The sequence below is a fragment of the Roseateles aquatilis genome (assembly GCF_002205645.1).
Lineage (GTDB): Bacteria > Pseudomonadota > Gammaproteobacteria > Burkholderiales > Burkholderiaceae_C > Roseateles > Roseateles aquatilis.
On the sequence record NZ_NIOF01000023.1, the window covers coordinates 1 to 15,240 of the forward strand.

Genomic DNA, 15,240 nt, shown 5'->3' on the forward strand with positions numbered 1-15,240 from the left:
ACGCCGGCCGAATATGCCCGTAGGATCAAGGAGATGGGGCCTGCCTAATGGCCCCGAGACTGGCCGGGACTAGCGCATCGCGTGGCTCGAAGAATCCAAGCGGATCAGTGAAGCCCGACCATTCTCATTCCCGCACGGATATCAGGATCGTTTGGAATCTCAACGAAACGGATACCCGCGTCATCGACTTTCCGTCCGATGTCGAAAGCGTCCTCTTCGGAGCGACGATGTTCGATCACCTGCCCATCATTTGCCGACTTGCACGGAAGGTTTCGAGGAAACGCTCGGCGAACTCTTCGCTTCCGCCGATGTCGGCAAGGTCATCCAGGCACTCTCCGCGGGACGCGCATCACCAGGATGACGCCCGGAGACGTGCCCCCAGAAAGACGAAGGCGGACATCCTTTCGGATGCCCGCCTTACCCATTGACGTCCGGCTTGCGCCTCTGCGGTACCCACCACCAACCTGGACCGCATGGGATGAAGAATACGGACGCGGCCGGTCCGCGCCCAGTCGGGTTTGCCGCATCGCTGCAGCGGTGATCGGCTGATGCGCCTGTCGGTCGACGACCTACGCGGCGGCCCGTCGCCCATCCGGGCAGGCCGGGCACCCTCCTCGCTCCTCCTCGCTCAGCGCAGCAACCGGTACAGCGTGTTGCGTCCGATGCCCAGGCGACGAGCGGCCTCCGAGTGATTGCCGCCGCAGGCCTCCAGCACGCGCCGCGCATGCGAGCGCGACTGATCCCGCAACATCGACGGCGTCCCGTCGTCCGACCCCGCGCGCGACGTCGCGACCTGCGACGGCGCGAGATCACCATCGCCCGACGGCATCTGGTCCAGCTCCTCGATCAGGTCGTCCGGCAGATGCCCGCGGCGGATCACCGACTCCCCCGGCTCCATCAGCGCACAGGCGATGCGCAGGGCCTGCTCCAGTTGGCGAACGTTGCCGGGCCAGCCATACGCGAGCAATTCCTTCCTCAGCGACAGCTCCACCACCACGTGCCGTGACGGCTCCAGCGCGGCCAGCAAGCGGTCGACGAGCACCGGGAGGTCCTGGCGCTCGCGCAGCGGCGGCAGGCTCAGGGTCAGGCCGTTGAGGCGGTAGTAGAGATCCTCCCGGAACTGCCCTTGCGCCACCAGTTGCCGCAGCGGCCGGTGACTGGCGCACAGCAGCTGGAAGTCGACCGCCACCGTGGGCCCGCCGCCCAGCGGCTGCACCTGCCGGTCCTGCAGCACGCGCAGCAGCCGCGCCTGCAGCGGCAGCGGCATGTCGCCGATCTCGTCCAGGAACAGGGTGCCGCCGTGGGCCTCGCGCAGACGCCCCGGAGCGCCCTCGCGCGAAGCGCCGGTGAACGCGCCGGGTCGGTAGCCGAAGAGTTCCGCCTCGATCAGCGGCTCGGGCAAGGCCGCGCAATTCACGGCGACGTAAGCCCGGTCGCGGCGCCGGCTGCTGTCGTGAACGGCTCGCGCGAACAGATCCTTGCCGACACCCGATTCGCCTTGCAGCAGCAGCGCGATCGGCTTGTCGAGCACGCGCCGGGCACGCAGCACCGCCTGATGCATCGCGGCGTCGCCCAGGTCCAGCGGCTGCAAGGCATCCTGCACGTCGTGAGCGCCGCCGCGCATCGGCACGTCGACGGCGACAGGAACATCGACGACCGCTCGCACGCCCGGCAAGCCGGCGCGCTGCTCGGCACGCGCCGCCTCCGGCGCCGCAGATCGCGCATCGATCGGATCGTCGATCGCCGCATCAGTCACCGCATCGACCGTCGACGACGACACAACCGCCTGCGGCATCGCGGCCGCAGAACCGCGCAGCCACCATGCGCGCGGCCCTTGCACGCGCACCCACAGCGGTGGCCCGTCCTCGCGATGCAGCAGGCGCGCGCTCTCGCCGCCGGCCCGCGCCCAATCCATCAGGTCGGACAGCCGCACCGGCAGCACCGCTTCGAGCGGACTCGGTCGCGACGCCTCCGGCCCGAGCCACGCCTGCGCCGCCGCGTTGCACCCGAGGACCCAGCCGTCCTCGCTCAGCGCGAGCAGGCCTTCCGTCGGCGTGCCCAGGCCCTCCGGCTGCACATGCAGCTGCAGCCTCAACCCGTCCGCGTGCCGGGTCTGGAACAGGCGGTGCTCGACCATGCGAGCGGCCGAGCGCACCAGCGCCAGCGTGTGGCGCTGGAAGCCACGCTGCTCGCCGGAGATGTCCAGCACCCCGAGCACCCGACCCTGCGGGTCGCGGATCGGCGCCGCGGTACAGCTCAGGAAGGCGTTGCGCTCCAGGAAGTGCTCGCCGCCGAGCACGGCCACCGGCCGTTGCTCCGCCAGCGCCGTGCCGATCGCGTTGGTGCCGCGCCAGCGCTCGTCCCAGATCGCCCCGGGCCGCAACGCGACACGCTGCGCACGATCGACGAAGCGTCCGTCGCCCAGCGCCTGCAGCAGCAAGCCCCGCGCGTCGGCCAGGATCACGAGGCCGTCGCCTTCCTGGGTCTGGGCGAACAGGTCCTCCATCACCGGCCGCGCGTGCGCGACCAGCTCGTGCTGGCGCTCCAGCGCGCGACGCAACTGGGCGCCCGACGCATGCGGCGCGCCGGGCGGCCGGCCCACCGGGCTCAGACCGAAATCGCGGCTGCGCAGCCAGCTGCGGCTGAGGTCCTCATCCAGCGCCTGAGGACTGAGCCGGCCGGTGTCCAGCAGCTCGCGCCTGGCCGCGCGCAGCAGTCGCGGCGCCTGCATCGCGCCGCTCGGGGTTTTCACCATCGCGTTGTCTCCTTGCGGCCGGCCCGCCGTTCCTTGCGGCCCGCGACGCGCCCAGCCTGACGGCAGATCGCGCTTCGAGCCGGAATCCGCGCCGGGGTGTTCCATTCCGGAACACCTGTGTCGGCGCGGCGGTGCCGGGACCCATGTGTGGAGCGATCCTGACCGCAGAAGCACCGCTTGGGAAGGGGCTTCGCGCCGCCTTGTGGGGTCTTCCGGCGCAAGCGCGGCCCTGGCACGCGCCATGCATCGCGAGTCCGCTCATTCACGACAACGGAGACAACACCATGATCTACGCCAAGCCGGATGCGGCCGGTGCCCCGGTGCAATTCAAGAAGCGTTACGACAACTTCATCGGCGGCAAGTGGACGCCGCCACGCGACGGCCAGTACTTCGACGTCATCACCCCCATCACCGGCCAGGTCTTCACGCAGGCCGCGCGGTCGACTGGCGCGGACATCGAGCTCGCGCTCGACGCCGCCCATGCCGCGGCCGAACGCTGGGGGCAGACGCCGGCCGCGGAGCGCGCCAACGTGCTGCTGCGCATCGCCGACCGCATGGAGCAGAACCTGGAGCTGCTCGCCTACGCCGAGACCGTGGACAACGGCAAGCCGATGCGCGAGACGCTCAATGCCGACCTGCCGCTGGCGGTCGACCACTTCCGCTACTTCGCCGGCTGCCTGCGGGCGCAGGAGGGCGCGCTCAGCGAGATCGACGGCAACACCATCGCGTACCACTTCCACGAGCCGCTGGGCGTGGTCGGCCAGATCATCCCGTGGAACTTCCCCATCCTGATGGCGGCCTGGAAGCTGGCGCCCGCGCTGGGCGCCGGCAACGCCGTGGTGCTCAAGCCGGCGGAGTCGACCCCGGTCGGCATCCTGGTCCTGGCCGAGCTGATCGCCGACCTGCTGCCGCCGGGCGTGCTCAACATCGTCAACGGCTACGGCAAGGAGGCCGGCATGCCGCTGGCGCAGAGCAAGCGCATCGCCAAGATCGCCTTCACCGGCTCCACCGCCACCGGCCGCGTCATCGCGCAGGCGGCGGCGACCAACCTGATCCCGGCCACGCTGGAGCTGGGCGGCAAGAGCCCCAACGTCTTCTTCGCCGACATCGCGTCGCAGGACGACGAGCTCTTCGACAAGGCCATCGAGGGCCTGGTCCTCTTCGCGTTCAACCAGGGCGAGGTCTGCACCTGCCCGTCGCGCGCGCTGATCCATGAATCGATCTACGACAAGTTCATCGCCCGCGCGATCGACCGCGTCAAGGCCATCAAGCAGGGCAACCCGCTCGACACCGAGACGATGATGGGCGCGCAGGCGTCGTCGATGCAGCTGGACAAGATCCTGTCCTACCTGGAGATCGGCAAGCAGGAGGGCGCGCAACTGCTGATCGGCGGCGGCCGCGCGCAAATGGGCGGCGACCTGGCGGGCGGTTATTACGTCGAGCCCACGCTGTTCAAGGGCACCAACGACATGCGCATCTTCCGTGAGGAGATCTTCGGTCCGGTCCTGGCCGTCACCACCTTCAAGACCGAGGAAGAAGCGCTGCGCATCGCCAACGACACGCCCTACGGCCTGGGCGCGGGCGTGTGGTCCCGCGACATCAACACCGCCTTCCGCATGGGCAAGGGCATCAAGGCCGGCCGTGTGTGGACCAATTGCTATCACGCCTATCCGGCGCACGCGACCTTCGGCGGCTACAAGGAATCGGGCATCGGCCGCGAGACCCACAAGATGATGCTGGACCATTACCAGCAGACGAAGAACCTGCTCGTCAGCTACTCCCCGAAGGCGCTCGGGTTCTATTGATCAGCCCCCTCCCCTCCCCTCCCCGCCCACGCCCACCCCGCCGCAGTACTGGACACGACACGACACGCCAAGGCCCGATCGCTGCGGTGTATCGGGGCCGGGAGGGCGGGCAGCCCCGGGGAGGAATTTTGACTGACGACACGGGGCTGCCCGCCCTCCCGGCCCGTGCTCGGTCGACGCGCGGCTGGCCCCACCACCGCCAAACACCCCCAAGAAAGTACAAATGTCCAAGAAAAAGACATTTGTTTGCAAGATCAACGCCGCCTGCCTAGAATCCGCGGCATGTCATCGTCCAAGGAACAGCTGCTCGCCCTGGTGGAGGCCAATCCCTTCATCAGCCAGCAGGACCTCGCCGACCGTCTCGGCTTGTCGCGCTCGGCCATCGCCGGGCATCTCGCGCAGTTGACGAAGGAGGGCCGCATCCTCGGCCGCGCCTACGTGCTGCCGCAGCGCCAGCCCATCGTCTGCATGGGCGGCACCAACCTCGACCGCAAGCTGCGCTCGATCGGTCCGCTGCAGATGGGCAGCTCCAATCCGGCGCATCAGCATGAATCGGCTGGCGGCGTGGCCCGCAACATCGCGGAGAACCTCGCGCGGCTGGGCCTGCCGGTGCATCTGCTGACCGCCGTCGGCCGTGACGGCGCCGGGCAGGCGCTGCTGGCGCAGTTGCAAGCGCTGGGCGTCGACTGCGGCGGTTGCCTGCAGGCGGCCGACGCGGCCACGGGCAGCTACACCGCGGTGCTCGATGCGCAGGGCGAGCTGGTGCTCGCGCTGGCCCACATGGCGCTGACCGATCGCCTGGACCCTGCCTTCCTGCGCCAGACCGCCCCGCAACGCGCCCCGGCGCGCTGGCTGGTGGCCGACCTGAACCTGCCGCGCGAGACGCTCGACGAGCTGCGTGCCGAGGCTCGCCTGCGCGATCAACGGCTGCTGCTGGTCGCCGTGTCAGAGCCCAAGATGGCGCGCCTGGGCACCGACTTGCGTGGCGTCGAGCTGCTGGTGCTCAACCGCGGCGAGCTGCGGGCCCTGACCGGCCGCGCGCTCGATGACGACGCCGCGCTGCGCGCCGCGTGGCACGCGCTGCGCGAGGCCGGCCTGCGACGCCTGGTGGTCAGCGACGGCGCGCGCGGCGTGCTGCACAGCGACGGCGACGAGCTCGTCGCGCTGGCCGCGCCGACGCTCGATCCCGCGTCGATCCGTGAAGTCACCGGCGCCGGCGACGCGATGACCGCCGGCATCGTCGCCGGCCTGCATCGCGACCCCGACGACCTGCGTGGCGCCTGCGCGCTCGGCCTGCGGCTGGCGGCGTTGACGCTGCAGAGCGACGCCACCGTCAGCCCGGCGCTGAGCCCCGCGCTGATCGCCTGATCGCCTGCTCGACCCGCCGTCCGACCACCGCCCCCCCTGCCTCGATCCGCCTCGCCGCCACGCGACGCGCCCGACCCCAATCCACCCGACTTGCCCTCAAGAAAGACCGTCATGACCCAGACCGCCGCCATCGCCCCGACCCTGATCGACTTCTCCCCCGAAGTCGCCGCCGCCCGCGCCGAGGGCCGCCCGCTGGTGGCGCTGGAATCGACCATCATTTCCCACGGCATGCCCTATCCGCAGAACGTGCAGACGGCGCGCGAGGTCGAGGCCATCGTGCGCGAGCACGGCGCGGTGCCGGCCACCATCGCGGTGCTGGACGGCAAGATCCGCGTCGGCCTGAACGACGAGCAACTGGAACTGCTGGGCCGCTCGCCGGACGCGCTCAAACTCAGCCGCCGCGACCTGCCCTTCGCGTTGTCCACCGGCCGCGTCGGCGCGACCACCGTGGCCGCGACGATGATCTGCGCGCACCTGGCCGGCATCGAGGTCTTCGTCACCGGCGGCATCGGCGGCGTGCATCGCGGCGCGGAGACCTCCTTCGACATCTCGGCCGACCTGCAGGAGCTGGCGCGCACCCCGGTCGCCGTCGTCTGCGCCGGCGCCAAGAGCATCCTCGACCTGGCGCTGACGCTCGAGTACCTGGAGACGCACGGCGTGCCGGTGCTGTCCGTCGGCCAGGACAACTTCGCCGCGTTCTACACCCGCGACAGCGGCCTCAAGGCCGACTTCCGCCTCGACGCGGCCGACGACCAGGCCCGCTTCCTGCGGACCAAGTGGGCGCTGGGACTGAACGGCGGCGCGGTGGTGAGCAACCCCGTGCCCGTCGCGCACGAGATGCCCGCCACGGTGATCGGCGGCTTCATCGACCAGGCGCTGGCCGAGGCCCACGCGCAGGGCATCAGCGGCAAGGCAGTCACGCCCTATCTGCTGGCGCGCATCAAGGACCTCAGCGGCGGCGCGAGCCTGGTCACCAACATCGCGCTGGTGAAGAACAACGCCCGCGTCGGCGCCGCGTTGGCGCGCGCGCTGAAGGCGGGCTGAAGAACCGTTGAAGGACGGCTGAACGCGGGCCGGGAGGCTCGCTGCGCGGCGGCTTGCGGCCCGTTCGCCGGCCGGCTCGCCCCGCCGCGGAACCACAACGGAAGCGCGCCGGAAGCGAGACCGAAACACTGTGCCGGCATGCTTCACAAGCGCTCCCGTGAGCGTCCGCCGGCCGGCTCGCCCCTGTCGTTGGTCACGGCGTCCCGGGGGAAATCCCAGTCGCCATCGGTGCTCGCGCGCTCCAATCGCACAGCGCGCCGGCAACAATGAATGGGTTAACCGGAACGAAACATTCATCACCGGACGCTGACCTAAGCTTCGCCGCCCTCGCGCTCCCCCTCGTTGGAAAAGTGAACAGCATGCGCCGCAAGTCCCTGGTTCTCGCGTTGATCGTTGTCCTGCTCGTCGTCGCCGGCGGCTGGTGGTGGAAGTCGCGCGCGGCGACCCGCGGCGACGCATCGGCGGCGACGGCCGGCGCCGGCGGCGCATCCGGTCCCGCCGGCATGCAGGCGGTCGGCGTGGTCACCGCGCTGCGGCGCGACGTGCCCGTCGTCGTCGAGGCCAGCGGCACCGTCAGCCCGATCAACCAGGTCGACCTGCGCGCCCAGACCACCAGCACCATCCGCGACGTGCTGGTGAAGGACGGGCAGACCGTCGCCAAGGGCCAGGTGTTGTTCCGCTTCGACGACCGCGCCGATCGCGCCAATCTCGACAAGGCCCGCGCGCAGCTGGCCCGCGACAAGGCCAGCCTGTCCGACCTGCAGCGCCAATACGAGCGCGCCAAGGAACTGCTGGCGCAGAAGTTCGTCGCGCAGAGCGCCGTCGACACCGCGCAGGCCAGCCTGGACTCGGGCCGCAGCCTGGTCGACGCCGACGACGCCGCAGTCCAGTCCGCCGCCGTCGCGCTCAGCTACAACGAGATCCGCGCGCCGTTCGCCGGCCGCGCCGGCGCGGTCAACGTCTGGCCGGGCAGCCTGGTCCAGGCCAGCGCCACCGGCACGCCGCTGGTCAACATCGTCCAGATCGACCCGATCGCCATCAGCTTCAACCTGCCCGAGACCGAACTCGCGCCGGTGCTGCAGGCGCTGCGCCCCGGCGCGGACGGCGCCAGGCCCACGCCGCCCGAGGTGCAGGTGGTGCTGCCGACGATCGAGGGCGGGCCCGCTCGCGGCAAGGGCGGTCGCAATGGCGAGCCCGTCGTGCGCGGCAAGCTGGTCTTCGTGGACAACCTGGTCGACTCGACCACCGGCACGATCAAGCTGAAGGCCGAGTTCGACAACGCCCAGCAAAAGCTCTGGCCGGGCCAGTACCTGCGCGTGCGCATGACGTTGCGCAGCATCGCCGACGCCGTCGTGATCCCGCAGGCCGCGGTCATCCTGCGCGGCTCCGACCGGCAGGTCTACGTCGTCGGCCCCGACAAGACCGCGCAGCTCAAGCCGGTCAAGCTGCGCTACACCTTCGGTGAGATGGCGGTGGTGGACGGCGTCGACGCCGGCGCGATCGTCGTGCTCGACGGCAAGCAGAACCTGCGTCCCGGCACGCCGGTGCGCACCCAGCCCGCGGCGGTCAATCCGGCCGCCGCCGCGCGCCTGGCGGAAGCGGCCGAGGCGGCCTCCGCCTCGACTTCCTCGTCAACTTCCGCGGCCGCCTCCGCGTCCTCCGGCGCGCGCGTCGGCGCCGCCGCCGGCGGCTGATCCGGCCCCCGCCCTGCCATCGCCGCGGAGCTGACATGAACATCACCGAACTCTTCATCCGGCGGCCGGTCATGACCGTGCTGCTGAACATCGCGCTGGTCGTCGCGGGCATCGCGGCCTGGAGCCGCATCCCCGTCGCCGCGCTGCCCAGCTTCAACACGCCGGTCATCAACGTGCAGGCCACGCTGCCGGGCGCCAGCCCCGAGACGATGGCCTCGTCGGTCGCGCTGCCGCTGGAGAAGCAGTTCTCCACCATCGCCGGCATCACCACGATCTCGTCGACCAACACGCTGGGCAACAGCTCCCTGACGCTGGAGTTCGACCCGTCCCGCGACATCGACGCCGCCGCGGTCGACGTGCAGGCCGCGCTGTTCCGCTCGCTGCGTGCGCTGCCAGTGGAGATGACGACGCCGCCGTCGTACCGCAAGGTCAACCCGGCCGACGCACCGGTGCTGCTGGTGGCGCTGACCTCGCCGTCGCTCAACCTGTCCGACCTGAACGACTATGCCGAGAACCTGATCACCCCCAGCCTGTCGACCATCGACGGCGTGGCGCAGGTGTCGATCTTCGGCCAGAAGCGTTTCGCGGTCCGCATCAAGGCGCGCAACGAGCTGCTGCAGCAGCGCAACATCACGCTCGACGAGCTGCAGACCGCCGTCAAGGGCGCCAACGCCAACACGCCGGTGGGCACGCTGGACGGCGCGCGGCAGACGTTGACCATTCAGGCCAACAAGCAACTGCGCGACGCCAACGCCTTCGGCGGCATCGTCGTGGCCACGCGCAATGGCGCGCCGGTGTTCCTGCGCGACGTGGCCGATGTCGAGGACAGCTACGAGACCGTCAAGTCCTTCTCCAACTTCAACGGCGAGCGCGCCATCGTGCTGGCCGTGCAGCGCCAGCCCGACGCCAACACGGTGAAGGTGGTGGACTCGGTCAAGGCGATGCTGCCGCGCTTCGCCGCGCAGTTGCCGGCCTCGGTGCAGATGAGCACGCTCAACGACCGCTCGGTGTCGATCCGCGAGTCGCTGCACGACGTGTACTTCACCCTCGCGCTCACCGTCGGGCTGGTGGTGATGGTGATCTTCCTGTTCCTGCGCCGCATGGTGGCGACGCTGATCCCGACGCTGTCGCTGCCGATCTCGCTGATCGGCGCGGTGACGCTGCTGTACGCGCTGGGCTACAGCCTGGACAACATCTCGCTGCTGGGCATCACGCTGGCCGTGGGCCTGGTGGTGGATGACGCCATCGTGATGCTGGAGAACATCGTGCGCCACGTCGAGGACGGCATGGCGCCGTTCGAGGCGGCCGTGCGCGGCGCGCGGGAGATGGCGTTCACCATCCTGTCGATCTCGATCTCGCTGGTGGCGGTGCTGATCCCGATCTTCTTCATGCCGGGCGTGATCGGCCTGCTGTTCCATGAATTCGCGGTGGTCGTCTCACTGGCCATCCTGGTCTCGGCCGGCGTATCGCTGACGCTGGTGCCGATGCTGTGCAGCCGCTTCCTGAGCAGCCACCACGAGGTCCAGGAGAGCGCGCTGGGCCGCGTCTTCGAGGCCGGCTTCAATTGGGTGCTGGCCCGGTACACCGGCTCGCTGGACTGGGCGCTGAAGCGGCGCTGGGTCGTCGGCGTGGTGGCGCTGGCCACCTTCGTCGCCAGCGCGTGGTTGTGGATCGCGATCCCCAAGGGCTTCTTCCCGGAAGAGGACATCGGCCAGATCCAGGCCAGCACCGAAGCCTCGGAGGACATCTCCTTCGCCGCGATGACCGTGCTGCAGGAGCGCGTGGCCTCGATCATCCAGAACGACCCGACGGTGGCCTCGGTCTCGGCGGCGGTGGGCGGCGGCGGGGGCGGCGGCAACGTCAACACCGGCCGCCTGTTCATCAACCTGAAGCCGCGCGGCGAGCGCCCGCCGATGCCGCAGGTGCTGGAGCAGCTGCGCAAGAAGCTGCGCGCGGTGCCCGGCATCGCCGTCTACCTGCGGCCGGTGCAGAACCTGCAGCTCGGCGGGCGGCAATCCAAGAGCCGCTACCAGTTCACGCTGCAATCGGTCAGCACCGGCGAGCTCAACACCTGGGCCGTCAAGCTGCAGGACAAGCTGCGGACCGACCCGCTGTTCCGCGACGTCACCAGCGACTCCCAACTGCGCGGCCTGCAGGCCAACCTGGTGATCGACCGCGAGCGCGCGACGCTGCTCGGCGTGCAGATGCAGGACCTGCGCAACGCGCTGTACAGCGCCTTCGGCGAGCGGCAGGTGTCCAGCATCTACGCCGAGAGCAACACCTACGAGGTGATCATGGAGGCGACCGACAGCGACCGCCTCAGCGAGGACGCCTTCGACAAGATCTACCTGCGCGGCAAGAACAACACGATGGTGCCGCTGACGGCCTTCGCCAGCGTGAAGCGCGAGCTGGGTCCCACGGCGGTCAATCACCAGGGCCAGTTGCAGGCGATCACGCTGAGCTTCAACCTGGCGCCGGACGTGCCGCTGGGCGCGGCGACCGGCAAGCTCGACGGCTACGCCAGGGAGATCGGCCTGCCGCCGTCCATCATCACCAGCTACGGCGGCGACGCGGCGGTGTTCAAGGACTCGCAGGGCGGGCAGTTGCTGCTGATCGTGCTGGCGGTCGCGGTGATCTACGTGCTGTTGGGCGTGCTCTACGAGAGCTACATCCACCCGCTGACCATCTTGGCCGGCCTGCCCTCGGCGGCGGTGGGCGCGCTGCTGACGCTGCAGCTCGCGGGCATGGAACTGACCGTGATCGCGACCATCGGCATCCTGATGCTGGTGGGCATCGTGAAGAAAAACGCGATCATGATGATCGACTTCGCGCTCGACGCGCAGCGCAACGGCGGCATGACGCCGGCGGAGGCGATCCGCGAGGCCTGCGTGCTGCGCTTCCGGCCGATCATGATGACGACGATGGCCGCGTTGATGGGCGCGCTGCCGATCGCGCTGGGCCTGGGCGCCGGCGCGGAGCTGCGCCAGCCGCTGGGCCTGGCGGTGGTGGGCGGGCTGCTGCTGTCGCAGGCGGTGACGCTCTACATCACGCCGGTGATCTACCTGGCGCTGGACCGCTTCAGCGGCAAGGGGCCGGACATGCGGGAAGTGACGCAGACGCGGATGACGGAGCATCCCGCCACGGCGCCCGGCCACGCCGATTGATCAGCGCGGCGGCTTGAACTTCTTGCGCTCGCGCGCCACCGCGTCCCGGCCGATGCAGCCCGGTGCATGGTCGTTGACCAGGCCCATCGCCTGCATGAACGCGTAGACCGTCGTCGGGCCGACGAATTTCCAGCCGCGCTTCTTCAGTTCCTTGGAGAGCCGGATCGACCCTTCGGACGTGCCGCGCACCTGATCGGGCGGGAGGCCGGGCTCCTCAAAGCGCCAGAAGAAGGCGGCCAACGAGCCGGCCTCGGCCTGCAGTTCCAGCGCGCGGGCGGCGTTGTGAATCGCCGCCTCGATCTTGCCGCGATGGCGGACGATGCCGGCATCGCCGAGCAGCCGCTCGACGTCGGCCTCGCCGAACTTCGCCACCCTGGCGATCTCGAAGTTCTCGAATCCTTTGCGGAACGCCTCGCGCTTGGCCAGGATGGTCCGCCACGACAGGCCCGACTGGAAACCCTCCAGACAGAGTTTCTCGAACAGCCGGCGATCCTCATGGACGGGGTAGCCCCACTCGCGATCGTGGTAATCGCGGTAGGTGTCGAAGCCCGGTGTCTCGCACCACTGGCAACGCCATCGACCATCCGCGCCTTGCACCAGTCGTTCGGCCATCGTCTCTCCGTCAGTTCGTTTGTGAATCGCGCGATTCTGACTCCCCAAGACGCGCCAGAACCTCGGCGACGCCATGGGAATTTCCCACTGACGCGCCCATGCACCCCATCCGCGATAGCTACTCCCCCGCCTTCTTGGACGAGCACGCGCACACCGGCCGGCCCGCGACCACCTCGAGTGCGGTGCCGGATCATCCCGTCGCATACAGCCCGGCACGCCATGGCACCGTCGCCGAGTTCGTGCGGCACCGAGACCATGCACGCTTTCAGGCCGAAGTCCGTCGTGACATCGATGCCCTGGTCGAGTTCGCGGGCGACATGGTCGACACGGTGATCCACCTCGAATCGTGGCGTCAAAAGTTCTTCGATCTCGACGCCCATGGCCGCCATCTGGCCTACGGCGCTGAAGACGCGCGACTGATGTACGGGCAAGGCGCGCCGTGCCTGTCCCGGTTGGCCTCGCTGATCCGGGAGACGGGGCTGAGCGTCGAGAGCCGGCGCACGGAGCTGCGACAACTGGCACCGCAACTGACGGTGTGCGCGCCCGGCGCGATCGAGGCCCTGCAATGCTGTCTCGGCCGCCTCGATCCAGCCCGGAACTGTTTGCCCGGCAAGTGGCGAAGCGTCGTCGAACAGATCATCGAGCAGGCCGCCGTCGATACGGTCGAGATCACATATGGGCACGAGTTCGTCGAGGCTCGCCTGGCACAGCGTCACTACGTCGCCGGGCTGAAGCACAAGCTCTATCAGGCGCTGGAACTGCCCTGGCCCTTGCCCGAAGACCGGTTCATTCACAAACATCATGCCGACGCACTCGTCCAGCGATGCGCCGCCGCGTTGCGGCCGATGATCGCGCCCGGCGCCGTGGCCCGCGTCCTGGCCGAGGAGTACCTGCAGCGTTTCTCCGATGCGCTGCGCGACAAGGTGCGTGTGCACGGGCCGATCACGAGTCTGACCGTTGACCAGGTCATGGACTGCCTCGTTCCGCTGGAGACCGAATTCGGCCCCGCGCCACCGCGCCATGCCCTGATCAGGGAACGGAGCGAGGACGGCGGCGGCGAGTGCCTCACCGACGCTAGCTTGGTCGCCGTGCACTTGCTCGACCTGATGCGATCGGCGGGCACCCTCGACCCACGTTGTCGTCCCGAAACGGTCGCCGGTTGGTCATGGGTCCCGATCGCCGGTGGCCCGACGATGCGCTGCCGGCTCCAGTCGCTCGACGGACTGTTCTGGATGGAGGAGAGCGGCCATCGACGTCCCGTCGATGCCGCCGATCTCGCGCGGGTGGATGCCTCCGCCCTGCGCGAGCCGTTGGTCGAGACCGCCATCGCGAACAGTTCCCTCGCCATGGTGACCACCCTGGCGAAGCCCGAGTGGCTGCTGAGCGGCAACATCGGCGATCGACTGATCGCGCGTCTGGGCATGGCCCGGGTCGGCGCCCTGATCGCGCGTCGGCAGAGCGGGGATCCATGGCATGACGCCGTGCTCGACTGGTGGGTATCGGCCCAGGCGGCGCGTGACCCGATGCGCCCGCCGGACGGACAGCTCCTGTGGACGGACGAGCGCGGCCGCCGCTCCATCGCGCCCGCTCAGATCCGGGACCTTCTGGACCAGCGCTCATCCGGAGCGCTGTCGACGTCGGCCTTGCAGACCGGATTGAGTGACTTGCTGACCACGGCTCTGATGGCACGCCAGGCGCCTGCCGGCCCTGCGTCCGCCGTCGGCGACATGCGGACCGGGCGCACGATGTCCGTCGTCCAGCCGCTGAGGCTCTGGTGGAGCGCTGTGGGGGAGGGTCTACGCGCCCGCCCGCCGTCGCTGACGCCCGAAGAACTGGTGAGCGTGCTGACGACGACGAGCAGCCCGGCGCTTGTGCCGCTCGTCCACTGCCTGACCCTGGCCGACGGCGACATCGTGCATGTCTTCCTGGAAGGCCTGGCGGAGCTGCAACGTGATCGCCTCCTCCCGTCCTCACAGTTGATCGAACGACTCAAGAGCCCGGAGCTTGCGCCTGATGGGTTGACCGCACTGCTGGCCGGCTTCGGCTTGCCTCGCCTGGAGATGTGGCAGCGGTTCATTGTGAAGGCGGTCGTGCAGGGCCACCTGCCGCGCGAGACAGTCCGCGACATGATCCTCGGGTCGGAGCCAGCGCTTGCGATCGCGCTGCTGGACAACACGCTCGGCTCCGGCGCCATTCGCGACCTTCGGGGCTACTTTTCCACGCTGGAGGAGGCGACGGCCCGCGGCGTGCTGCTGCCAGCGGAGCTGCAATCGGTGCTGAGCAGCCCGTGGAGCCTCGCCCGCGCGCGACCGCCCGCGGGCGAGCGCGAGTTGAGGTGCTGGAAGACGTTGACCTCATTCTGGTTCGGCAAGACCGTGGATCTTTGCGTGAACCACCGCGTCTCGGTCGCCGACGCCGCCGCGGCCCTCAGGCGCCCTGTGGCCGCTGGTCAGCAGCAGCTGGATTTCCTGCGAGAACCGTGGGGACGCCATCTGATCAAAGCCGGGTTGCGCGCCGTGTGTCCAACGGAGCGCATAAGGATCGTCCCGGATCCTCCTGAACCGGCGATCGCCTTGTTGCGCCGCCAACTGCTCGGCAGCGTGATCGGCATGGACGGCCTGACGCCCTGCCGGCTGATCCGCGGCCTGCGCGATATGGGAAGGACCGATCTCGTGATCGATCACCGAGACGAGCTCCGCGAGGTGATGCAGGTGCTGGACTTCACGCGGGAAGACATCGCCGCCGCGCTGGGCCCCGACATCTCGACATGCACGGTGCTTTGATCGCCGCCCCGTTCG

General features: G+C 69.5%; 8 protein-coding genes. 6 read left to right on the top strand and 2 right to left on the bottom strand.

The genetic code is table 11. The annotated features are described in order from the left end of the window. Positions 1-628 precede the first annotated feature (628 nt). On the bottom strand, positions 629-2,755 hold the full coding sequence (locus CDN99_RS29465) for a sigma-54-dependent Fis family transcriptional regulator (RefSeq protein ID WP_238139726.1): 2,127 nt from the start codon (positions 2,753-2,755) through the stop codon (positions 629-631). A 284-nt stretch (positions 2,756-3,039) separates the two neighbouring features. Between CDN99_RS29465 and exaC the strand changes: the two genes are divergently transcribed. The 5 genes from exaC to CDN99_RS26905 all read left to right on the top strand — a co-directional run bounded on the left by exaC (position 3,040) and on the right by CDN99_RS26905 (position 11,830). After that, positions 3,040-4,560 (top strand): acetaldehyde dehydrogenase ExaC, encoded by a 1,521-nt coding sequence (exaC, locus tag CDN99_RS26885; protein WP_088388582.1) that lies wholly within the window; start codon positions 3,040-3,042, stop codon positions 4,558-4,560. A gap of 282 nt (positions 4,561-4,842) precedes the next feature. Next, the gene (locus CDN99_RS26890; RefSeq protein WP_088388584.1) at positions 4,843-5,928 is read left to right on the top strand and encodes a carbohydrate kinase; all 1,086 of its coding nucleotides are present in this window, start codon (positions 4,843-4,845) and stop codon (positions 5,926-5,928) included. 111 nt (positions 5,929-6,039) lie between these two features. Continuing rightward, complete coding sequence (locus CDN99_RS26895) at positions 6,040-6,972, top strand: pseudouridine-5'-phosphate glycosidase (RefSeq protein WP_088388586.1); 933 nt, start codon at positions 6,040-6,042, stop codon at positions 6,970-6,972. A 359-nt stretch (positions 6,973-7,331) separates the two neighbouring features. Continuing rightward, positions 7,332-8,666 (top strand): efflux RND transporter periplasmic adaptor subunit, encoded by a 1,335-nt coding sequence (locus CDN99_RS26900; RefSeq protein WP_158218979.1) that lies wholly within the window; start codon positions 7,332-7,334, stop codon positions 8,664-8,666. Between the two features lie 35 nt (positions 8,667-8,701). Beyond that, positions 8,702-11,830, top strand: a complete 3,129-nt coding sequence (locus CDN99_RS26905; RefSeq protein ID WP_088388590.1) for an efflux RND transporter permease subunit — start codon at positions 8,702-8,704, stop codon at positions 11,828-11,830. Here the strand turns inward: CDN99_RS26905 and CDN99_RS26910 are convergent, their stop codons facing one another. Beyond that, positions 11,831-12,442: a DNA-3-methyladenine glycosylase I gene (locus CDN99_RS26910; RefSeq protein WP_088388592.1), complete on the bottom strand. Its 612-nt coding sequence runs from the start codon at positions 12,440-12,442 to the stop codon at positions 11,831-11,833. A 98-nt stretch (positions 12,443-12,540) separates the two neighbouring features. On the opposite strand from CDN99_RS26910, the gene CDN99_RS26915 reads away from it, so the two are divergent. Further along, positions 12,541-15,225 carry a hypothetical protein gene (locus CDN99_RS26915; RefSeq protein WP_088388594.1) on the top strand — a complete coding sequence of 895 codons (2,685 nt, stop codon included), beginning with the start codon at positions 12,541-12,543 and terminating at the stop codon, positions 15,223-15,225. Positions 15,226-15,240 lie beyond the last annotated feature (15 nt).

What these genes read in the sequence shown, in the direction of transcription:
- CDN99_RS26910 (WP_088388592.1), bottom strand. Translation starts at nt 12,442, where the DNA reads ATGGCCGAACGACTGGTGCAAGGCGCGGATGGTCGATGGCGTTGCCAG.
- CDN99_RS26905 (WP_088388590.1), top strand. Translation starts at nt 8,702, where the DNA reads ATGAACATCACCGAACTCTTCATCCGGCGGCCGGTCATGACCGTGCTG.
- CDN99_RS26890 (WP_088388584.1), top strand. Translation starts at nt 4,843, where the DNA reads ATGTCATCGTCCAAGGAACAGCTGCTCGCCCTGGTGGAGGCCAATCCC.
- exaC (WP_088388582.1), top strand. Translation starts at nt 3,040, where the DNA reads ATGATCTACGCCAAGCCGGATGCGGCCGGTGCCCCGGTGCAATTCAAG.
- CDN99_RS29465 (WP_238139726.1), bottom strand. Translation starts at nt 2,755, where the DNA reads ATGGTGAAAACCCCGAGCGGCGCGATGCAGGCGCCGCGACTGCTGCGC.
- CDN99_RS26895 (WP_088388586.1), top strand. Translation starts at nt 6,040, where the DNA reads ATGACCCAGACCGCCGCCATCGCCCCGACCCTGATCGACTTCTCCCCC.
- CDN99_RS26900 (WP_158218979.1), top strand. Translation starts at nt 7,332, where the DNA reads ATGCGCCGCAAGTCCCTGGTTCTCGCGTTGATCGTTGTCCTGCTCGTC.
- CDN99_RS26915 (WP_088388594.1), top strand. Translation starts at nt 12,541, where the DNA reads ATGCACCCCATCCGCGATAGCTACTCCCCCGCCTTCTTGGACGAGCAC.